Annotated in this window: 16 protein-coding genes; 2 read left to right on the top strand and 14 right to left on the bottom strand. The window is 56.1% G+C overall.

Going from position 1 to position 21163, the window contains the following annotated elements; translation table 11 throughout:
* Positions 1 to 74 precede the first annotated feature (74 nt).
* The 7 genes from C7459_RS08435 to C7459_RS08405 form a co-directional block, all read right to left on the bottom strand.
* The gene (locus C7459_RS08435) at positions 75 to 2795 is read right to left on the bottom strand and encodes an AAA family ATPase (RefSeq protein WP_109688362.1); all 2721 of its coding nucleotides are present in this window, start codon (positions 2793 to 2795) and stop codon (positions 75 to 77) included.
* Positions 2776 to 3369: an ABC-three component system middle component 1 gene (locus tag C7459_RS08430; RefSeq protein WP_109688360.1), complete on the bottom strand. Its 594-nt coding sequence runs from the start codon at positions 3367 to 3369 to the stop codon at positions 2776 to 2778. Before C7459_RS08430 ends, C7459_RS08435 begins: the two co-directional genes overlap by 20 nt.
* Positions 3370 to 4092 carry an ABC-three component system protein gene (locus C7459_RS08425; protein WP_146200979.1) on the bottom strand — a complete coding sequence of 241 codons (723 nt, stop codon included), beginning with the start codon at positions 4090 to 4092 and terminating at the stop codon, positions 3370 to 3372. It lies immediately after the preceding gene.
* Positions 4093 to 4139: 47 nt separating this feature from the next.
* A complete protein-coding gene (locus tag C7459_RS08420; protein ID WP_109688356.1) occupies positions 4140 to 5015 on the bottom strand; it encodes an esterase/lipase family protein in 876 nt (291 codons plus the stop codon).
* A 134-nt stretch (positions 5016 to 5149) separates the two neighbouring features.
* Positions 5150 to 5977: a carbohydrate ABC transporter permease gene (locus tag C7459_RS08415; RefSeq protein WP_109688354.1), complete on the bottom strand. Its 828-nt coding sequence runs from the start codon at positions 5975 to 5977 to the stop codon at positions 5150 to 5152.
* 12 nt (positions 5978 to 5989) lie between these two features.
* Positions 5990 to 7291, bottom strand: a complete 1302-nt coding sequence (locus C7459_RS08410; RefSeq protein WP_109688352.1) for a carbohydrate ABC transporter permease — start codon at positions 7289 to 7291, stop codon at positions 5990 to 5992.
* 83 nt (positions 7292 to 7374) lie between these two features.
* Complete coding sequence (locus C7459_RS08405; RefSeq protein ID WP_109688350.1) at positions 7375 to 8664, bottom strand: ABC transporter substrate-binding protein; 1290 nt, start codon at positions 8662 to 8664, stop codon at positions 7375 to 7377.
* Between the two features lie 434 nt (positions 8665 to 9098).
* Here C7459_RS08405 and C7459_RS08400 point away from each other — a divergent pair, with 434 nt between their 5' ends.
* Positions 9099 to 10556, top strand: a complete 1458-nt coding sequence (locus C7459_RS08400; RefSeq protein WP_170119368.1) for an adenylate/guanylate cyclase domain-containing protein — start codon at positions 9099 to 9101, stop codon at positions 10554 to 10556.
* A 66-nt stretch (positions 10557 to 10622) separates the two neighbouring features.
* On the opposite strand, the gene C7459_RS08395 is transcribed toward C7459_RS08400, so the two are convergent.
* The 4 genes from C7459_RS08395 to C7459_RS08380 all read right to left on the bottom strand — a co-directional run bounded on the left by C7459_RS08395 (position 10623) and on the right by C7459_RS08380 (position 15999).
* On the bottom strand, positions 10623 to 11303 hold the full coding sequence (locus tag C7459_RS08395) for an FHA domain-containing protein (RefSeq protein WP_245884458.1): 681 nt from the start codon (positions 11301 to 11303) through the stop codon (positions 10623 to 10625).
* A gap of 172 nt (positions 11304 to 11475) precedes the next feature.
* Entirely contained in the window at positions 11476 to 12831 is a 1356-nt protein-coding gene (locus tag C7459_RS08390) for a SpoVR family protein (protein WP_109688344.1), read from the bottom strand.
* Between the two features lie 33 nt (positions 12832 to 12864).
* On the bottom strand, positions 12865 to 14031 hold the full coding sequence (gene yhbH / locus C7459_RS08385; RefSeq protein WP_109688342.1) for a sporulation protein YhbH: 1167 nt from the start codon (positions 14029 to 14031) through the stop codon (positions 12865 to 12867).
* Positions 14032 to 14100: 69 nt separating this feature from the next.
* Positions 14101 to 15999 carry a PrkA family serine protein kinase gene (locus tag C7459_RS08380; protein WP_109688340.1) on the bottom strand — a complete coding sequence of 633 codons (1899 nt, stop codon included), beginning with the start codon at positions 15997 to 15999 and terminating at the stop codon, positions 14101 to 14103.
* A 293-nt stretch (positions 16000 to 16292) separates the two neighbouring features.
* Here C7459_RS08380 and C7459_RS08375 point away from each other — a divergent pair, with 293 nt between their 5' ends.
* Positions 16293 to 16862 (top strand): TetR/AcrR family transcriptional regulator, encoded by a 570-nt coding sequence (locus C7459_RS08375; RefSeq protein ID WP_170119367.1) that lies wholly within the window; start codon positions 16293 to 16295, stop codon positions 16860 to 16862.
* Between the two features lie 51 nt (positions 16863 to 16913).
* On the opposite strand, the gene C7459_RS08370 is transcribed toward C7459_RS08375, so the two are convergent.
* The 3 genes from C7459_RS08370 to C7459_RS08360 all read right to left on the bottom strand — a co-directional run bounded on the left by C7459_RS08370 (position 16914) and on the right by C7459_RS08360 (position 21143).
* Complete coding sequence (locus C7459_RS08370) at positions 16914 to 19073, bottom strand: YhgE/Pip domain-containing protein (RefSeq protein WP_109688336.1); 2160 nt, start codon at positions 19071 to 19073, stop codon at positions 16914 to 16916.
* A complete protein-coding gene (locus C7459_RS08365) occupies positions 19070 to 19696 on the bottom strand; it encodes an ATP-binding cassette domain-containing protein (protein ID WP_109688334.1) in 627 nt (208 codons plus the stop codon). Before C7459_RS08365 ends, C7459_RS08370 begins: the two co-directional genes overlap by 4 nt.
* 154 nt (positions 19697 to 19850) lie before the next feature.
* Positions 19851 to 21143: a tetratricopeptide repeat protein gene (locus C7459_RS08360; RefSeq protein ID WP_109688332.1), complete on the bottom strand. Its 1293-nt coding sequence runs from the start codon at positions 21141 to 21143 to the stop codon at positions 19851 to 19853.
* Between the last annotated feature and the right edge of the window lie 20 nt (positions 21144 to 21163).

The following is a 21163-nucleotide window of genomic DNA, read 5'->3' as shown; positions in this document are numbered from 1 at the left end:
GCGTCGAATTAGAGAGAAAAAAATGTTGTCCACGGAAAAAAGACACATCCCGTCTGCGGTGATGTGTCTTTTGCTCAGGCGCGCTCCTTCCACTCGACGGTGCTCAGGTCGATGTCGGACGTCAGCGGCTCGCGGATGTCGCGGTAGGTGAGCGGGCCTTTTTCGGAGTAGCCTTCGTATTCGATGACCCCGACGCGGAAGAAGCGGAATTTTTTCAGCATCAATTCGTAGAACGTCGAGTCGTGTGTTGAGATGATGAACTGCCGCCGCCCGCCCTGCTGGTCGAGCAGCAGCGTGCGCATCAGGTCGATCAGCGCCATCACGTTGAGGTCGTCCATGCTCTGTACCGGATCGTCGAGCGCGATCACCTGCAGCGGCGACCATTGTTGCCGGAGGGCCATCGCGAGGAAAAACGACAGCGCGACGGCATTGATCTGTGCGGCGCTGAAGATGTAGGACGGGTTCGCCTCGACTTGTTCCTCGCCCTCAAGTCCCGCGAGTACGGTGAGGAACAGGTGGTTGATGTCCCGCTTTTTCGTCGTGTCGTAGGCGAGTTGGCGGAAGCGTGGGTGGGAGTTGATCTTCACGAAGATCGAGCGCATCGTCTCGAACAGGTCGTCCATGACTTCGCTGTTCAGCTTGGCGACCGCTTCGGGGATTTTTTTGCGAACGGTGGTGAGCAGTTCGATCCGTTCCGTGAGTTCTGTGGCGCGTTGGTCGAGCTGGGTCAGTTCGGCGGCCCCAGCAACAGCCTGTTGCTGGAGAGTCTGGTAGCGACTGACCACCGACGCGCCTTCGAGCAGTTGCAAGAGGCGCTGCAACTGCGACTCGCGGGTGCTGAGTTCCGACTCGCGCGCGCGATGTTCCTGTTCCGCTGTGTGGAGCAGGGTTGCCGCATCTGCGAGGTCTTTGGCTTGCAGGGACAAGGCTTGCAGACTTTCGTGCAGGGCAAGCCGGACTTCCTTGGCACGCTGGACGGTGCGCTTGCAGGTTTCGAAGCTTTCCCGCCATGCCGTCGCTTCGCCTGCCGCGAGTTCGTCCCACTCCTGCTGTGTCTGGCGGGCGAGTTGTGCGAGTTCCGCACGCAGTTGTGAACCGGTGGCTTGCAACCCGACCGATTGCGCACGGGTTTGGTAGTCGTGCAGCGACTTTTCGATGTCAGCCAGTTCGGCGCGTTCTTGCTGGAGCGTTTGCTTGAGGCCGCTGATCGCTTCGTGCAGGTGACGTTCCTTGTCCTTCCAGACCTTGACCGCATCGAGGTACAACCCCTCGTAACAAGCGGTCAGATCCCGCTGTGCCGCCTCCCACTCGCCTTGCACCTGCGCCAGACGTTCTTGGTCCCGCAGGACTTCCGGGGTGATCTGCTGTTTTTGCGCCTGCACATGGCGCAGGAGATGGTCGGTCGTGATCCCGGTGGTGCCACAGGCGGGGCAGTCGGTAACCTCCCTGTGCTCCTGCGCAAAGTTCGTCAGGCTGGTCAGGAGCTCGTAATAGCTCTCCTGCGCCTGCTGAGTCGCTTGTCGCTTCTCGATCAGCAATTCGGTCAGTTTAGCCCCTTGCATCGTTCGGGTCAGCGCGTCGATCAGATCGTAGAGGCGACTTTTCAGATCGAGCACGGTCACCGTCCCGTCCTTGACGACCGTTTTGAGGCGTTGCAACCAGTCCTCCTGTGATTCTTGCTTGCTCGGCCCGGTATGCCGAATCCAGTTCACGATCCCCTCAGCATCCTGTTTGCGCACATGCAGCGCGTTCAGCTCCGGCTCCCGTGTGGCGTGCAATTCCGTCAGCTCGCCGTGGCGGCGGACGTTTTTCTCATACTCGTCCACCCAGAGTTGCAACCAAGAGAGTTTGCGCACGCGGTCGTCGAGCGTCTCCATGCTGGTGAAACGCTGCAGCCGTTGCAGGTTGGTCTCGTAAGCCGGCTGGTGCTCTTGCCATTCGTTCAAAAAGTGCCGCGCCCGCGTCAGCCTGTGCTGGGTGTGTTGGAGCTCGTCGCGTTCGCACTGGAGAATTTGGAAGTCGGAGCGGACCTGTTGCAGGGGAAGTTCTCCGGCGACCAGCAGTTGGCTCTGGTCTGGCAGGATGCTCTGCACTTGTGGGGCGAGGTCAGCGAGTTGCTGGTTGAGCACGTCTTGCTGCGAACGCAAGGTCTTGCGCTCCTGCTCCACCTCGTCCAAGCGGCGTCTCAATGTTTTCTTGGCTTCCTGAAACACCTGACTGTAGCGGTTGAAGTGCTCCGTGCCGAACATCAGCGACACGCTCTCGTAGCGCTCGCTCTCCTTCATCCCGCGCAGGAAGCGACTCATCCGCTCCTGGCTCAACAGATGGGTGAGAAAAAGCCCCTTGCCGACGTCCGGCATCGTGGCTTGCCAGTCTGCGTGGACGAGCAACCCGTGGAGCATCGCTTGGGCCTCATGCCCCTCGTAGTCAACGCCAGAAACGGTAAGTTGCAAAACGCATTTCTCCGCATCTGTCACATCGGAGGCTTTGGCGGTGTTGGTTCGAGTGAGGACGACTTCACGTCCATCCTCCATGCGAAATTCGAGGCGCACGCGCGGTTGTGTCTGCCGATGAAACTGGTTCCCGACATAGCGGTACTGCTTGCGCTCCGCCGTCGCCTCTTCCTCATAGCGAAACAACCGCCCGGTCAGCCCCCATTCAATCGCATCGAAAAACGAGGTCTTGCCATGCCCATTCGGTCCGTACAACACCAGCACATCCGCATCGTCAAATTCGAAGCGAAACGGCTCCCCGAACCCGCGAAACGCCACCACCTCAATCGCCTGTAGCCGCATCCGTCTCCCCTCCCGTCGTCACCGCTTCGCCCAACAACTGGAGCAGCTCGTCCGCATCCTGTACCCCGTTGGCAAAAAAGTCCGCGCCCAACTGCCTGGCCGCGTCCTCCTCCACCGATTCTTCCAACTTCCGCAGAAATTGCGCTTCCTCAAACCACACCGCCGTCGGACGCGCCCCTGCTTGCTGATCGCCAAACCACAGCGGCAAGCGGTCGCGCAACAGCTCCTCCGCCAAGTCGGCGCGGGTCAGCACGATCTTGCGGAAGTAAAAGCGATTGTTCTCGATCTGCTTTTGCACCTCGGCCGACACTTCGTCCGCATCGACGAACAAGAGCAGGTACATGTCCCAGCGCAGGGCATCGAGTTCCAGCGGCATGTTGCGCTGCACTTTGAACGCGAGTTGATGGGCTGCACGGTTCCAATTCTGCAGCAGTTCGACCTCGCCCGCGTACCCGGCGACGGCGAACAGATGTTGTCGAGACGCATAGACCGCCTGTAGATGTCGCAAGCGGAGGTCGGACAGCGGCACCAACTCCGGTTGTTGTTCCAGAAACGCACACAGCCTGTCCACCATCTAGATCACCTCTCCTAGTCGTTTCAAGATCGCGTCGAGATCGGGCAACGTCCGCACGTCATGCAAGCAGTCGTGACAGGTGATCCGCACCTCGCCAACCCGGTTCGGATCAACCCCTTGCAAGATCCCCCGGCTGTCGGTGTGTCCGATATCGGGGATGATCTGGTGAAACAGCGGAGCCTGTTGGGCCGGACGGCAATGCTCGCACAAATTCTCGTCGTCATCCTCGCGCACATCCTCTCGATAGGTGTTGCCCAGCACGAGCCGGCGCGGGAAGCCGTGCGTTTTAAACACCGGCCGATGGTGCCCCTTTGCCATCCGTTCCGCGAAATCGAACACGAGGTCGCGCATCGGGTCTTGCCGCAACGAGTACAGCAAGTGGATGAACTCGCTTTGCAGTTCGAGGTTGGAGTACTCCGACTCGGTAAATTGCCACTCCGGTTCGAGCAGATGGATCAGCGACAACCACTTCCACAAGTCCCGCACCCCCAACTGCGGCGACGAAACTTGCACATCACCCGTCAAGTAGCGGTACAGCTGCAAGTACTCCGCAAACCGCTCCTCGCCCATCTCCACGATCCGGCGTGCCACTTCATCCATCGAACGTTGCAAGTCATCTCGTACCCCCACATGCGCCTGCCCGATGAAAAAGCGTCGCATATGCTCCGCGTATTCCTCCAAAAATCCGTAGGTCCCGCTCGCAACAGCCGTTGTGCCCGACACCTGCCTCTGTCCCACCGCCCCGGTGTCGCGGGCTGACGGTGGGACGACTAGGGGTTTGCGCGGACGTTGGTGCGGTCTTGGAAAGACACGACGTTCGTAGGCGTCGTGGTGTCTGTTCTGTGTGCCGTCGCGGGCGAGAGCAGGTCGACCACGTCGAGGATGTGGTCGCGCACTTGGATGTACGCCAAACTCTGCTGTCCGTCCGCCACACTGAGGATTCCGCCGTGATCGCCTGGCAGCGGTGTGCTCCCCGTCCATCGCGATGCCACCACATGCGGGATCGCACTGGTCGCCTCGACGATCTCGTCCGTCTGCCCGTAGCAGAAGCGGAACTGCACGCTGTTCATCACAGGTACGGCGTGATGCTTCATCCACAGCCGGATCGTGTCGTCCAGAAACTTGTGGTTCGGGCGCAATTCTTGAATCTGAACGTTGTGGTTCACCCACTCCAACAGTTTGTTGTACTGCGCCAGCGCCGCCCCGTTGAACGGCGTGGCGAGCGAGATGTAGCCGCCGACCCGCAGCGGGACGTTGTTCTCGATCTCTTGCAACAGGTAGTGGATGCCGACCAGACCACCCATGCTGTGCCCGATCAACACGATCTTGTCATAGTGGCGGTACTCGCGCGAGTCCAGTTCGCGCTTGAGTTCCAGTGCCAGTGTGGCGATGTCCGTCACTTGTTCCCGGCTGAGCGTCACTTCCCGCTTGAACAGTTTCAAGACCCCGGTGATCCCGCCGAACAAGCCGTTGACGAGGTGTGCCGTATCATAGCGTGCCAGCGCCACGTCCACATCCGCCAACTGCGGATCTTGCGCCAACAAGGGCTCCCATTCCGCCCATGTCTCCGGTGCGCCGAGGCCGTGCAGCAGCACGGCGAGCGCACGGCCTTTTTTCTCCTGCGTGCGGTGCAATCGCAGTGACATGTCTTGTCCCTCACTTCCGCATAAATAGTTCTTATTCTCATTTTACTATGTAGTCGGCAAATTTACACATCGTTACACAAAAAAAAGCCTCCGAGCGCCGAGGCGCAACGGAGACTCTTTTGCCACATGCGAGGCTATTCCTTGACCGCACCGGAGGTCAAACCGGAAACGATGCGGCGTTGGAAGATCAAGACCATGATCACGAGCGGTACGGTGACCACGATCGACGCAGCGGAGATTTCACCCCAAGGCAGTGTGTACTGGCCTTGGAACATCGCGATGCCGACCGGTACGGTCTTCATCGATTCCTGCGTGTTGATCGTCAGCGCGAACAGGAACTCGTTCCACGCGGCGATGAACACGAGAATCGCTGTGGTGAACACCCCTGGCAGTGCCAGCGGCAGGAAGACCTTGAACATGGTCTGCATGATCGAAGCCCCGTCCATTTTGGCTGCTTCGGCGAGATCGAGCGGTAACTTGCGGAAGAAGATCGTCAAGTTCCAGATCGCCAACGGCAGTGCAAACGTGGTATACGGAATGATCAGACCCAACCAAGAGTTCGTCAGCCCTACCGACTGCAAGAACAGGAAGATCGGTGAGATCGTCGCGATCTGTGGGAACATCGAGACGGCGAGCACGACCCCGAGGATGATCGTCTTGCCTCGGAAGTTCAGCCACGCGATCGCATAGCCCGCGAACACAGAGATGATGAGTGCGTACAGCGTAGTCAGCGATGCCACTGCGAAGGAATTCCACAAGTAGGTGCCAAACGGACGCTGGGTGAAGACGCGGTTGTAGTTGTCCGCAGTCGGACTCTGGATGAAGATGTTGAAGGCGTTCGCCCCGAACAACTCGCCCGGCGGCTTGAGCGACGCCAGCAATTGCCAGAGGAACGGGAACATGACTACAAATAAGAAACCGATCAGGAACACATAGAACAACGGCCCTGCTTTTTTCTGCATCGTCCTTCCCCCTTACTTCCCGCTGTTGTCGCCGAGCAAGTCGGCGCCGAGGATTTTGATGTAGCCCATCGAGATCAGCGCGACGCAGAGGAAGACGAGGACAGACAGCGCAGAACCCGCGCCGAATTCCATCTGTGCGAACATCGTCTTGTACGCGTAGATCGAAATCGTTTCCGTCGAGTTCGCCGGACCCCCGCCAGTCAGCACGTAGATCAGGTCGAACACGCGGAACGCGTCGAGTGTACGGAACAAGAGCGCGACCATAATCGAGGATTTGAGCATCGGCAATGTGATGCGCCAGAATTGCTGAGCTTTCGTCGCCCCGTCCACCTCGGCCGCCTCATACAGCGACTCCGGAACGGTTTGAAGACCTGCAAACAGCAGCAACGCCATGAACGGCGTGGTTTTCCAGACATCGGCAAAAATGGTGGAGAACATCGCGCCCGCCTTGGTGGTGAGCAGAACTGCGGGGTCGGAGATCAGACCGACTTGCCACATCAGATGGGACAAGATGCCATTCTGCCCGTCGTACATGAATTTCCACATCAAGGCCGAGATGACCGTCGGGATCGCCCACGGGATCAGCACCGCTGCCCGCACCAACCCGCGTCCGACGAACTGCTTGTTGATCAGCACGGCAATCCAGAGACCGAGCACCAATTCGAACACGACAGACACGACGGTGAACAGCGCGGTGTTGCCAAGCGAGGACCACATCCGCGAGTCGCTGAGGAATTGCTTGTAGTACGCCAATCCGACAAAGTTCGGCTCGATGATCGAGCCTTCCATCCCGCGCACGACGCCGAGCACGTCGTCCGGGTGTTTGAGTTGCTTGTTATTGGCGAGATCGAGCAATTGCTTGTCCGCATCTTGCAAGGTTTGCTTGAGTTTCTCTGCTTTTTGCTTGTCCGCATCGAAAAACTTGAGGTCCTCTGGGACAGGTTTGTAGTCAAACAGGAGATCGTCTACTTGCTTGTACTGATCTGCAAACTTCTGGTCTTGACGAAGTTCTTGGTCGGCCGATTGAATCGACTGCATCACTGCATCCAACGTCTTGGCGACCGGCGGTTCTACTTCCTGGCTTTCCTTGGTGATGTTCGACTTCAAGAGCGGGAAGCCGTTGGCGTAGCGCTCCAGGTCGATCCCATAGCTGCTGTGGATTTGCGACTTGGTCGGATCGTTCAACCGCACGTCGTAGAGCGAGATCCAGAACGAACGGACGACCGGCCAGATCGCAATCACGAGGATGATCAGCAGCGCAGGGAACACCATCAGATACCCGGCCTGTTTCTCAGACAGGCGTTTTTTTGCCATGTGTTCTCACCACTTCCGCATACCATGAATGCCCCTCCGACGGGCAGAGGAGCATTCCAAGGTGTTATAGGGTATTCAATTGCCTATTTTACGATCTCTTTCATCTTGGTTTCCATCGCTTGAACGGCTTGTTCAGCAGTCTCTTGACCTGCGATCGCCTTGGAAACTTCGATTTGGATGACTTCAGAGATCTTGGAGTATTGCGGCGAGGTCGGGCGCGGAACCGCTTTGGAGATCCCGTTGACAAAGTCCTTGTTCGCAAACAGCGGGGACGCTTTTTGGACGTCTGCATCATCGTATTCCGGCAGGTAGGTCGGAGCGGAACCGCCGTCGATCGCGGTGATTTTTTGCCCTTCCTTGCCAGTCATGAACTTCAGGAATTCCCAAGCTTCCTTCGGATGCTTGGAGTTCTTGTTGATGCCTGCCAACCAGCCGCCCAGCGTTGCCGCGGAGCCTGCATCGCCTGCCGGAAGCGGAGCGACGCCGATCTTGTCGACGATCTTCGATTGCTTCGGATCTTGTGCCATCGCGTACTGGTACGGCCAGTTGCGGATCATCGGAGCTTGGCCTTCGAGGAACGCGGTGTGCGATTCTTGCTCGGTGAAGGTGGTGATGTTGCTCGGAACGAAGTCGGACTTCGCCACTTCGATCATCTTGCTCAGGCCCTTGATCGTGCCCGGGTTGTTGATGACAACTTGGCCTTTGTCATCGACGATTTTGCCGCCGTAGGATGCTGCGAACTCAACGAAGTTACAGACGATGCCTTCGTATTGCTTCGCTTGCATCAGGTAGCCGAACTGGGTGCCGCCTTGGCCTTTGGTAGCCTTGGCAACTTTGATCAGGTCATCCCAAGTCTTCGGAACTTCCTTCACGAGGTCGGTGCGGTAGAACAGCAGACCTGTATCGATAAATTTCGGCATCGTCCATTGTTGGCCGTTGAAGCTACCAGCGGTGTACGCGCCTTTGATGTAATCATCGGTTTTGATGCTGTCTTGTTGGATGAAACGGTCGAGCGGAAGCAGGTAGCCTGCTTGCGCGAATTCTGCCGGCCAGATGACGTCGAGGTCGAACACGTCGATTTCAGCAGACTTTGCCGAGAACATCGTTACGTATTGGTCATGCGATTGGTTACTATCGGACGGCATCTCACGCAGTTCAACATCGATGTCCGGATGCGACTTTTTGAACGCGTCAACCAGTTTGGTCGAAGCGCCAGTGGAGTCCTTGCCGCGTGCGAAGACGAGTTTTACCTTTTCCTTGGTAGCGGTGTCGGTCGTGCTTTTGTCCGATTCCTTGGTGCTCGAGCAGCCCACCATCGTTACTGCCATCATGGTTGCAAGGCCTGCTGTGGTGATTTTCTTCCAGTCCTTCATCTCTCACATGTCCCCTCTCTACTGTCAAACTATTTCTCTCTAAAATCATGAGATGCAAACGATTTCACAGGTATTCCTCCCAAATCATACAATTAGGCCATCGAGGCTGTCAAGAATATTATTAAATACACTAATAGTAACTATAAACTGTGAAGTAATACTAAAAAACAAATTGTATGAGGTTTTAAACTAAATGCGACTTGGTAGACCTCTCGCAAGATTGCCTCATGACTGCCGTGTTCATGCAACAAACGGTAGGTATCGGTCTTTGTCCGCTTCTCCCTTTTTTAGTTTCATATGTTACAATTCATTCATGATGTGTAGAACAAAAGAATGAAAAATCACGCCGATCGTAAGGACTTGAATGTGGAAACGAACTAAAAAACAAGGTATGATCGGAGTTACAAATGGGGAGAGGGAGTTGGACAACCGAGATGAAGGCTACCATGACGATACTTTGGAGCAAAATCGAAGAGATCCGCACACAATTTGAACTGCAAGACGAGGAACTGTTGTACCGATTTGGGGAGATCTTGGAAGGACTGGACAGTTGGGACCTGTTCCGAATCAATCCGTTGCGATTCGCCGCGACACATGAGCTAGACCCTGCTCGCGTCCTCAATCTCTTCATCTACGGGACGAAGGTCGGACTGTTCGAATTGGACTGGAACCTGATCTGTCCGATGTGCAGTTGTGTCGAGCATACCTATAACTCGCTGAACCAGATCGCGATGGGTGACACGTTCCGCTGTACGCTCTGTGATGTAGATGTGGAGACAGAACTTGACAACTATGTGGAAGTTTCGTTTAATCTGCACCCAGCGGTTCAGGACTTGCAGATCGATCCCTTCGCCGACCATAACAGCTATCTGCGCTACTTTTTCTCGCAGAACTTCATCCGTCCTCAATACATGATGGACTACATCCAAGGCAAGGCGTTTAAAAGCTTCACGGTCGTACCACCGCATCGCACCGCCGCCACCCATCTGAACGGTGCCCCCGGTGAGTTGTATCGCATCGCCAGCCTCGACAAGCATTCGATGTGCCATATCCAATTTACCGACGAACAGCAGGAGCGCCCGCAGACGATCGAAGTGGAATTGACCGCCAATGGCCTACTCCCAGAACTGATCGAACTTGCGGCCGGCCCGGTCGAGATCCTCCTGCACAACCGCGACTCGAACCAGATCGCTTGTACCTTGATGTACACCAACCATCTGGAGATGGACTGTCATGCATCCGACGAAAAGGAGCAGATGACAGCCCTGCCGTTCCTCTCGGGCAAAATGCTCCTGAACAACCAGAAGTTCCGCGAAACCTTCCTCGTCGAGAATTTGCCGAACGGGATGAATCTCAAACTCAGCAACTTGACCGTGCTGTTCACCGATCTCAAGGGCTCGACAGCGCTCTATGAAAAAACGGGCGATGTGGAAGCCTATCGCCTCGTCCAAGACCATTTCCGCCTGCTCACCGATGTCGTGTCACAACATTCGGGGGCGACGGTGAAAACGATGGGCGATGCGATCATGGCGTCCTTCTCCACGCCGGCTGACGGTTTGACCGCAGCGCTGGAGATGGTGCGCGAGATGAAGAACTTGAACGACAGCCTCGACCTTGATGCGACCCTCGAGGTGAAAATTGGGTTGCATACAGGCCCGGCGCTCGCCGTCAAAGCCAACGAGACGATCGATTTCTTCGGTCAGACGGTCAACCTCGCCGCTCGCGTGCAAGGCCAAGCGCGCGCCGGTGAAGTCTGGATCTCCGATGCGATCTGCCAAGACGCGGCCGCTCGCGATGTGATGTTCGCCAACGGGTATACGCCGGAGCAACACACGATCACCTTGAAGGGCGTCAACTCCCCGTCGACGGTATACCGTTGCGTAAAACGATAAGCATACGAAAAAGGAGCCAGTTCAAATCGGCTCCTTTTTTGCGTGCAGGCTTGAATGGCTCGTGCCCTATTCCCTTGGTTCAAAAACGAACCCAGTTCCGCGCACAGTTTGGATCGTATAGCGGCTCTCGTGCAGTTTCTTGCGGATGCGGTAGACGAGCGAACTCAGTTCATCGTTGCCTACATCGGGCAGGCCGTCATCAGCGGTCGAACGCTCTGACCAGACGGCGCGCTTGACCGCTTCGAACGTGACCAGCGTTCCGGCTTGGTCGTAGAGCATCAGGAACAGTCGCCATTCCTTGTCTGACATCGTGATGACGTCACCCTCGACGTAGGCGACGCGCTTTTCCCGGTCGATGCGCAAGTCCCCTAGATTGACCGTCTGGAGGCTATGAATGTCCAATTCCAGCGTCATCTCCGTCACTTGATACGAAAAGCGCAACGACACCATGCCACCGGCCAGCCGGATGACGTCGGAGTCCTGCAACTCATATGGGGTATGCGGTTCCAATGGAGTGCCGCCGATGTGTGTGCCGTGCTTGCTCCCGAGATCGTAGAGCACCGCTTTTCCCTCTACGTTGCGAATCAGCAGGTGTCGACGCGAGACGAACGCGTTGAGAAACGCGACCTCCGGCACCGCCTGTTGCGACGTGCGGCCGATGACCGTTTCCTCCGTATCGAGGAGCAGACACGACCCGGCGTGGTAGGGCTCTCCCTTTTCAACATAGAGACAGGCAAAAGGTACCACCGAGATTCTCCTCTCAACTCTCGTAAAAACCTTCTAGCACATCTTAACGGAAAATGGGAATTGTCGCTAGTACCGAACTCTCATGCGGGGTAACATGATAAGGAAGTCAGAGTTCGCTGATCAAAAAGGGAAGCCGGAAACAAAAAAACACCCCGCACTCGGGGTGTTTTTCTCACAAAAAGCGGCGATGGCTTTTCTTCCCGTCAAATGTAAACACGACCGCTCGGTTATCCAACACCGTCTCCAGATGCGTTGTCCGGCCCCAGAGGTTGTAGACATGGGGGATGGTTTTCTCCAGATATTTGACGTCGAGTTCGGTTCCGTCATAGGCGTGCTTGATGTAGAGCTCGCCGTTTTTCAGGTAGTCACCGTCATGGACCAGCAGCACCGGGAACCCGCCGTTCACTTTGGCCGCACAGAGCGAATCCCGGACTTTCTCCCAGTCCTTCTCCGCAACTTTCCACTCATCGCCCTGCTTGCCGTAGAGATAGAGATCCATCTCGTCGACCAGTTCCTGGGTCAAGTAGTTGCGCAGGAACGAAGAGTCGTTGTCGTACTCGCGAATCTCCCACATCCGTTCCCGACCCCAGCGTTTCTCGATGTCCTCCCAGATCTTCAACCCGACGTGATACGGGTTCAGCGATGTCTTGGACGGCATGATGACCCCGGCGTTCATCCGCGCAAACTCGATCGTCTCGCCCTCATCGAGATCCAATTCCCGCATGATCCGCAAGTGCCAGTAGGTCGCCCACCCCTCGTTCATGATCTTGGTCTCGATCTGCGGCCAGAAGTACAGCATCTCCTCGCGCATAATCGTCAGGATGTCGCGCTGCCACTCCTGCAAGCCTTTGGCGTGCTGCATGATGAACAACAACAAGTCCTTCTCCGGTTGTGCTGGGAAGCGGGGGGCGGGTTTGGGCTCCTCCGCTTTTTTCGGCTCCGTCCATTGAAACACATCTTCGTAAGGATCAACACGCTGCTTCGCTTCGTCCGATGAGTCGTAGCGGCGGGCGTGCTTCTTGCGGCCAACGTAGGTCGGGTCGATGTGCTCCTGCAGGGCGAGCACCGAATCGATAAACTCCTCGACCGCCAACTTCCCATGATCCTGCTCGTACTGGCGCATCCGGTCAGCCGACGCAGCCATCGAGTCCACCATGTAACGCGAGGTGTTGGCAAAGCTGTTGTTGTGCTTGAAAAAGTCGCAGTGCCCGAGCACGTGCGCCACGATCAACTTGTTCTGCAGCAGGGAGTTTCCGTCGAGCAAAAACGCATAGCAGGGGTCTGAGTTGATGACCAACTCATAGATCTTCGAGAGTCCGAAGTCGTACTGCATCTTCATCCTGTGAAATGCCTTGCCAAAACTCCAATGTGAAAAACGTGTCGGCATCCCATACGCCCCGAACGTGTAGATGATCTCGCTCGGGCAGACCTCATAGCGCATGTCGTAGAAATCGAGTCCAAAGTCGCGCGCGATGATCGTGATCTCCTCGATCGCCGCCTCCAACTGTTGCATCTCCTCATTGGTCATGCGAACAACCTCCTCTCGAACAAGGAAGGGCCTCTAGGAGGCCCGGATGGAATCTTTCGCGGTGAAAAAGTGGCAGAGGGCTTTGTAGACCTCGCCTTTTTCCCGAATGATCGCGTGTTTGAACTTCTCCTCTTGAATGTTCTTGAACGCGTTCATCAAGGAGCTCGACCGGTTGTACTGATTCACTTCGCCGTAGCCAAAAATGTTCGAGACCTCCATCAACTGCTTGATCAGCTTGATGCACTTCTCATTGTCGCTGGTCAAGTTGTCACCGTCAGAGAAGTGGAACGGGTAGATGTTGTACCGATCCGGGTGGTACTTTTTGTTGACCAGATCGAGCGCCAAGTTGTACGCGCTGGAGCAGATCGTGCCCCCGCTCTCCCCCTTGGTGAAAAACTCGTGCTCCGTCACCACTTTCGCCTCCGTATGGTGGGCGATGTACTGGATGTCGACGTGCTCATACTTCGTGCGCAAGAACCTCGTCATCCAGAAAAAGAAACTCCGCGCGATGTACTTCTCAAACTGCCCCATCGAACCGGAGGTGTCCATCATCGCCAGCACGACCGCTTGGGAGTGCGGCGTCTGGATCTCCTCCCATGTCTTGTAGCGCAGATCATCGTTGGAGATGTTGTGCAAGCCCGGTTTGCCCGCCAGCGAGTTGCGGCGGATCGCTTCGATCAGCGTGCGCTTTTTGTCGATGTTGCCGGCGAGCCCTTTTTTGCGAATGTCGTTGAAGCGCACGTCGGTGGTCGTAATCTCGTCTTGTTCCTTGCGTTCCAGATTCGGCAATTCCAAGTCGGCAAACAGCAAGCTCTCGATCTCTTGGAGGCTGACTTCCGCCTCGTAGTAGTCGACGCCGGGCTGCTCCCCCGCGCCTTCGCCCTTGCCCGGAGCTTGTTGGCCTTTGGCGGACGGGTCTTTGCCGAGCACGTCGCCCACTTTCGATTCGCCGTCACCTTGGCCACCATGCTGGCCTTTGTTGTAGTTGTAGCGGAATCGGAACTCATCGAGCGAACGGATCGGCACCTTGACGATCTGCCGCCCGTCGTGCATGATCAGGCTCTCTTCCGTGACCAGATCGGCCAAGTTCTTTTTGATCGCTTCCCGCACCTTCTCTTGGTGGCGCTGTTGGTCTTGCTCCCCCTTGCGGTGCAGCGACCAATCTTCGCGCGAGAGGATAAAAGACGGTCGATGGATCATCTGGGCTCCTCCTTTCTGCTTGGGAAAAAAGGGACAGGTCTTCCGCCCCTGTCCCTCTTGTTGCTGCTATTAACGGTTCAAGAGACTGCCGGTGTAACGGAGCAATTCATTGGCGCAGACCGGGCAGTAGCCGTGTTCGTCGATCAGGCGTGAGGTGACTTCGTTGATTTTGCGCAGTTGCAGAGCGTCCGGCGTCTTGGTCGAGGTCGTGATCTTCACCACGTCCTTGAGATCGGCGAACAACTTTTTCTCAATCGCTTCCCGCAGGCGTTCGTGAGAGTTGTACTCGAACTTCCGGCCTTTGCGCGAGTAGGTGGAGATGCGGATCAGGATCTCTTCGCGGAACGCTTTTTTCGCATTCTCCGAGATGCCGATCTGCTCCTCGATCGAGCGCATCAACTTTTCGTCCGGATCGACCTCTTCGCCGGTGATCGGATCTTTCAGTTTTTGCCAGTTGCAATACGACTCGACATTGTCGAGGTAGTTTTCCAGCAGCGTTCTCGCCGACTCCTCGTAGGAGTACACGAACGCTTTTTGCACTTCCTTTTTCGCCTCTTCGTCATACTCTTTGCGGGCGAGGCCGACGAAGTTCATCAGGCGTTCCTTGTCTTCCTTGGTGATCGAGGCGTGCTGGTCGAGACCTTCCTTGATCGCGCGCAGGACGTCGAGCGCGTTGATGCAATTGGTGTCCCGGCGGATCAACGCAGAGGAGATGCGGTTGATGACATAGCGCGGGTCGACGCCAAACATCCCTTCATCCGGCGCATCGTTGCGCAGTTCCTGAATGTCTTTGTCCTTGAAGCCTTCGACCGTTGCCCCATCGTAGAGCTTGAGTTTTTTCAACAGGTCGACACCGTTTTTCTTGGACTCCTTCAGACGGGTGAGGATCGAGAAAAACGAAGCGGTCTTGAGCGCATGGGGTGCGAGGTGCACGTGGCGCATATCGGACTGCTTGACGAGTTTCTCGTAGATCTTCACTTCTTCGGAGACTTTCAAGTTGTACGGGATCGGCATGACGATCATCCGCGATTGGAGCGCCTCGTTCTTCTTGTTGGCGATGAACGATTTGTACTCCGTTTCGTTGGTGTGGGCGACGATCATCTCGTCTGCTGAGATCAGCGCGAAACGACCGGCCTTGAAGTTGCCCTCTTGGGTCAGCGAGAGCAAGTGCCAGAGGAATTTCTCGTCGCACTTCAACATCTCCTGGAACTCCATCAGGCCACGGTTGGCTTTATTCAATTCTCCGTCGAAGCGGTAGGCGCGCGGGTCAGACTCGGAGCCGAACTCAGCAATCGTCGAGAAATCGATCGACCCGGTGAGGTCGGCGATGTCTTGTGATTTCGGGTCGGACGGCGAGAAGGTCCCGATGCCGACACGCTCATCTTCGGAGAGCAGGATGCGCTCAACAGACGCATTCTCAATCTGATTTCCCCACTCGTGTACGAGGCGCATCCGGCAGTGCGGACAGAGATTCCCTTCAATCCGCACCCCAATTTCCTTTTCGAAGTCTGCGCGCAACTCCTCCGGGATCAGGTGCAGCGGGTCTTCGTGCATCGGGCAGCCTTTGATGGCAAACAAGGCTCCATCATCGGTGCGAGAGTGGCGTTCGAGACCTTTTTTCAACATCGTCACGAGGGTCGATTTCCCGCCGGACACCGGCCCCATCAGGAGCAAGATCCGCTTGCGGACATCCAAGCGGCGCGCCGCCGAGTGGAAGTACTCTTCAACCAATCGTTCGATGGAGTCATTTAAGCCATACAGTTCCTCGCTGAAAAACAGATACTCTTTGCGCCCGGATTCGCTTGTCTTGATTCCAGCAGATGCGATCATATCGTAGATGCGGGAGTGCGCCGTCTGAGCGATCTTGGGGTTTTTGCGAACGATCTCGAGATATTCAAGGAAGGTTCCGTCCCACCGAAGTTTTTCCTCTTGAGCCCGGTAGGCGCTTAAGCGGTTCAGGAAATCCATGTGTTTTCATCCCCCTTTTTCGTTCGGGCCCGTGCCCAAGCCTGACGCCGGGTGCCTGAGTTTTCTTCATCTTATTCGGACAGTGGCTTGCCCTAGACCTTGGGAGAAATTATTGATTTAAAATTCTGAAACTTCTAGAACTGTCGAACAACCGTGAATATTGTCCTGTTTGTAATTTATAGATATGCACCAGCACGCCCTGTGTTGCATGGAGAGAATTTGAAAACAAGCTCTTTTTGTGCTACTATGACTCTATATTATGACCAACTAATAAGATGATGAAGGTGATGTTCTTGCGCAAAAGCAAAACGAACTTGATCTTCCAAGCAGCCATCGATGTGTTCTCTGAGAAGGGCTTCGACAAAGCGACGATGGATGACATCGCTGCTCGTGCGAACGTCGCCAAGGGCACGATCTACTACCACTTCAAAAGCAAGGAAGAACTGTTCCTGTTCTTGGTAGAAGAAGGCGTAGAGATGCTGCGTGAAGGTGTGGAGTCGAAACTGACTGAAGACTTGACGCCGCGTGAAAAGATCGAGTTGATCCTGCGCGAACAGATCAGTTTCTTCGGCCAATACCGTGATTTCTGTGTGATCCTGCTCAGAGAATCGTGGGGGGCGGAAGACCGACAACTGGAGTTTCGTAAAATGATACGTTCCTATATGGCCCTCATTGAAAAAGTCGTCCAAGAAGGCAAGGATGCGGGTGTCTTCCACGATGTGAGCGCGGAAAATGCTGGCTCGGCCTTGTTTGGCATGGCGGCGATCGCAGCCCTGCACATCCTGCTCGGCAAAGGCGATTATGACGAGGACAAGCTGTTCTCCGATCTCAAACAGATTGCGCTCTCCGGTCTCTTGAAATAAAAAAGTCTCTGCCACCTTCGGGTGACAGAGACTTTTTTTTTGATCGCTGCATCAGCCTTGCAGTACGTCCTTCTCGTGCAGATCGCCTACGCGCAAGGTGCGGCGCGTCGTGAGGATGTGCAGAACGAGCACGGAGACGAGGATGCTGCCGAGAATCAACATGTCCTTGTAGATCAAGGACTGATCGCCAGTCGAGATGATCGCCCGCAGACCTTCGATGCCGTAGGACATCGGCAAGTACGGATGAATGGCTTGGAAGAACCCTGGCACCATCTCGATCGGGAACGTCCCTGCGCTGGAGGTCAGTTGCAGGATGAGGATCAAGATCGCGAGGAAACGACCAGCGCCGGAGCCGAAGCGCGCGATCATGAACCCGATGATCGCAATCGAGACCCAGGAGAGCAGGAACATGATCAGGTAGAACTGCACCGGATGCAGCACCGTCAAGCCGAGGCCATAGGTCAGCACCATCCCGGAGACGATCGCAGAGATGATCCCGACCACGCCCAACGTGAAGAACTTGCCGAGCACGATCGCCGTCGAAGGCACCGGTGCGAGCAGCCAGCGGTATTCGCGCATCGAGAGGATGAAATAGAGCACGACCGCACCGACCCAGAGCGACAGCGGGATGAAGTAGGACGCGAAGCCCATTCCATACGTGGCGACCGGGTGAATCGGTGCCGAATTGACGTGTACCGGATCGGACATGATGTCCGCCTTCAGATCGGAATTCTTGACCGTGCTATCCTTCGTGGCATCGGTCAGTTTGCCCGCCAGTTCAGCGTTGCCGTCCGCCACTTGCTTGGAACCATCGGCAAGTTTGGCTTCCCCAGCTGCGAGGTCGCGGTTGCCGTTGGCAACTTGTTGCGCACCGGAGTGGAGTTGGCCTGATGCGTCGGCAAGTTTCGCCGTGCCGGACTGGAGGTCACCCAATCCCTGTGAGAGGTTGCCTGCTCCTGCTTGCAGTTGCTTGGAACCGTCGGTGAGCTTGTTCAAGCCCTCGATCAGTTGTTTCTGACCGCTGCCGATCTGTTGAAGCGCACCGACTGCGTCCGTCAGACCTTGCTTGCTGCCGCCGACTTGTGTCGCGGCCGACCCTATGTTGGAGGAGACGACACCGAGGTTGGAGCTGACACCGCCGACTTTTTGGAGAATCCCCGCGTAGAGCGGGTCGCTGGCCATGTTGTACTTTTGAGCCAGCACCGCCAGCATGTCCGCTACCGGCATCTTGGCGGGATCGTTCGTGCCCGCAGGAATCGGTTGACCCTTGGCATCGAATTGCCCCAACACGCCTTGCGCCTGTGTCAGACCACTTTGCAACTTGGTGAGACCGCTTTGCAACTCACCGGTTTTCCCAACGGAGGTGGCCAACTTGTCGTGCAATTGGTTGACACCGTCGGTGGTTTTGGTTAAGTTCGCCGCCACTTGGCTGGTACCGCCTACCACCTCACCCAGTTTGGTTTGGATCGTGGTGGCCCCGTCCTTGAGCTTCACCGCACCGCCATTTGCTTCCTGAAGTTTTGCTGTGAGCTGTTGCGTGCCGTCTGCAACTTTGGCAGAGCCGTCCGCCAATTGATGCGAAGCGTCCGCCGCCTTCACAGTTCCATCATGCACCTCGGTGGCGCCGTCGGCCAACTTGTTCGCACCCTCTGCCGCTTGGGACAGACCGTTGCCCGCGTCGCCGATCACGTCAAAAATCCCACTGAAGTATTCCTTGGAGAACTTGTTGCCGACTTCCTCGCGCAGGGAGGATTCCAAGCGCTTGGTGATCGTGGAGGCGATGTAGTTCTTGCCTTCGTTCTGCGTGAACTGCACTTCCGCTCGCTTCGGGTTGTCGCCCGTCACAGAGAGCGCATCCGCTGTGAACGTCGGCGGGATCGTGACTTTTAGATAGAAGCCCTCGCCAGATTCCAACACGGCGTTCGCCTGCTCCTCACTGACGACCTGCCAACCGACTTTGTGATCCTTGACCAGTTGATCGACCAGTTCCTTGCCATAATCCACATGCTTGCCGTCCTTGTCCCCACCTTGGTCGAGGTTGACCAGCGCGACCGGATAGTCTTCCATCTGGCTATAAGGGTCCCAAAATGCGCGCAGGTACAGCCCGCTATACAGCAACGGGATGAGGATGCCGACGACCATCGCTGCGATCCCGAGCCGCGAACGCAACAACCGTCGCAACTCTGTGCGGAAAATCCAAAATGTATTCATCGCGTCGTCACCTCTCCATCCGGTAAACTCACGATCAGTTCACAGCAATCGGCCACTTGGGCCAGCACGGTCGTCAAGAAAACAACATGCCCTTCATCAGCGAGCGCTCGCAAGTCCCGATGCGCCAACTCCCACTCGTGGTTGGTCAACCCGCGCTCTGGCTCGTCAATCAACACGAGCGACGGACGATGGACCAACGCCGAAGCCAAGCCGACGCGAAATTGCTCGATGTGCCCAACGTCCTTGATCCTCGATTTGCAGACATGGAGCAGATCGTATTGCTGCAGCAGTTCCTTGGCGCGTGCTTTGGCGTTGCGCACGCCGTACAGCCGCCCTTGGAACACCAGAGATTCCTCGACTGTCAGGGTGTTGAACATCGGGGTGAGATCATGGATCGGACCAAGCCCCGCCTGCTTTTTGGTCGCCTGCTTCCCGTCGACACGCACCACACCGCGTTCCGGTTGCAAGTGTCCGGATGCAAGCAACAGCAACGATGACTTCCCTGTTCGCGATGGACCGTACACAGCGCCCATCATGCCCCCCTCCAACGTGAAGGATAGGTCTTGGTAGAGCTGCTTGTGCTTGTCTCGCAACCCTACGTTTTCAAATTGTACCGTTGCCACAGGAGTTCCCCTCCCTGATCTATAACTTATTTGTAAACTGACCGCTTAGTACAAAACCTGCTTTAGCAATTCTACCGCCGCATAGATACACTGTCAACACCTTATTTTCACACAAAAAGAGCCCTCGCATGCGGGGCTCTTTTTTCAACCAACGTTACAGGACGATGCCGCGTTCCTTGAGGTTGCTTTCCATCGCACGCTTCATTTGTTCCAAGGAGTGGATCGCTTTTTGCAAGTCCCCTTGCTCCTTGTAGATGTCACCGAGCATGCTGTAGGACTTGGCAATTTCGCGCGGGAGGTCGGCGATCTCGAAGACTTTTACCGACTGCTCCATGAAATCAACCGCTTCGCTGAATTTCTTTTGCTCCTTGCGGATCGTGGAGTAGGTGCGGTAGACAAAGCCGCGTTCCAAGGAATCTTCGGCCAGCAGTTTCAACGCCTCATCGCAATGTGCCGACGCTTGCTCGTAGTCCTTGTTCGCGAGGTGGATGCGCGCCATCTCGCCGTGCGTATGCGCGACTTTTTCGATGTAGCCGTACTCTTGGTACTCGGACAGACAGGACGCCAGCGTCTGCAGCGCTTCTTCGGCATTGCCGTCCTCGCCCTTGGTGATCCCAAAGTTTTCCTTGACTTCGATCGCGAGTTTGATGTTTTTCAGACCGCGGTAGAGCGAGATCGAGTGTTGCGCGTACTCGCTGGCCCGGTCGAACTCACCTTGTTCACGGAACGTTTCGCCCAGACGGCGGTAGAGGTCGGCGATTTTTTGGAAGGAAGCGGTCGGTTCGATGTACTTGTGCGCGCGTTCATACGACGTGAGCGCGTCGTTTTTCTCCCCGAGGTAGCCGTAGACTTTACCCAATTGGCGGAGAATTTCAGCGGCGAGGAACGGGTCGTGATCGTCTACTTTGGCGATCAAGTCGAGCGCTTTCTGCCAGTGGTAGATCGCCAGCGGATAGTTGTGACGCTTTTCTTCGACATAGCCGAGTTGCTTGAGTGCAAGGCTCTGCATGTACAAGTCCTTGCGCGTGGTCGCCGAGGACAGGACTTTGTCGAATCCATCCAATGCATCGTCGAGTTTGCCCTGTTCGAGCAGACATTCCGCGAGGTCGAATTGAATTTCAGCCGAGTGCAATTGCGGAACGGAATCCTCCATCAATCCGGCTAGGATCGGCACCGCCCGCTCAAACTCGCCGGCCTCCATCATCGACCGCGCCACTTTATAAGTAGCGATCTGTTCGATTTGCATCTGCATATCGGTCAGGAAGTATTCAATCGGCGTCTCCAATTTCTCTGCGATCGCCTGTAGGAGTTTGTGGGACGGGTTTGCTTTGTCTGCTTCGATCTGCGAGATCATCGACGGGGTTACCATGCCCGCGCCGAGGTCGCTTTGGGTTAAGCCTTTTTGGATGCGTAGTTCTTTTATCTTTTGTCCAAGAGTTGCTGGCATCACAATCTCTCCTCTCGATG

Source organism: Tumebacillus permanentifrigoris, assembly GCF_003148565.1.
Classification (GTDB): domain Bacteria; phylum Bacillota; class Bacilli; order Tumebacillales; family Tumebacillaceae; genus Tumebacillus; species Tumebacillus permanentifrigoris.
Note: the sequence above shows the minus strand (reverse complement) of the source record. Positions and strands in the feature narration are given on the sequence as shown.

Bases quoted from the DNA above. Each gene is read 5' to 3' on its own strand.
- C7459_RS08435 (WP_109688362.1), bottom strand. From the start codon at position 2,795: ATGCGGCTACAGGCGATTGAGGTGGTGGCGTTTCGCGGGTTCGGGGAG.
- C7459_RS08430 (WP_109688360.1), bottom strand. From the start codon at position 3,369: ATGGTGGACAGGCTGTGTGCGTTTCTGGAACAACAACCGGAGTTGGTG.
- C7459_RS08420 (WP_109688356.1), bottom strand. From the start codon at position 5,015: ATGTCACTGCGATTGCACCGCACGCAGGAGAAAAAAGGCCGTGCGCTC.
- C7459_RS08415 (WP_109688354.1), bottom strand. From the start codon at position 5,977: ATGCAGAAAAAAGCAGGGCCGTTGTTCTATGTGTTCCTGATCGGTTTC.
- C7459_RS08410 (WP_109688352.1), bottom strand. From the start codon at position 7,291: ATGGCAAAAAAACGCCTGTCTGAGAAACAGGCCGGGTATCTGATGGTG.
- C7459_RS08405 (WP_109688350.1), bottom strand. From the start codon at position 8,664: ATGAAGGACTGGAAGAAAATCACCACAGCAGGCCTTGCAACCATGATG.
- C7459_RS08400 (WP_170119368.1), top strand. From the start codon at position 9,099: ATGAAGGCTACCATGACGATACTTTGGAGCAAAATCGAAGAGATCCGC.
- C7459_RS08390 (WP_109688344.1), bottom strand. From the start codon at position 12,831: ATGACCAATGAGGAGATGCAACAGTTGGAGGCGGCGATCGAGGAGATC.
- yhbH (WP_109688342.1), bottom strand. From the start codon at position 14,031: ATGATCCATCGACCGTCTTTTATCCTCTCGCGCGAAGATTGGTCGCTG.
- C7459_RS08380 (WP_109688340.1), bottom strand. From the start codon at position 15,999: ATGGATTTCCTGAACCGCTTAAGCGCCTACCGGGCTCAAGAGGAAAAA.
- C7459_RS08370 (WP_109688336.1), bottom strand. From the start codon at position 19,073: ATGAATACATTTTGGATTTTCCGCACAGAGTTGCGACGGTTGTTGCGT.
- C7459_RS08360 (WP_109688332.1), bottom strand. From the start codon at position 21,143: ATGCCAGCAACTCTTGGACAAAAGATAAAAGAACTACGCATCCAAAAA.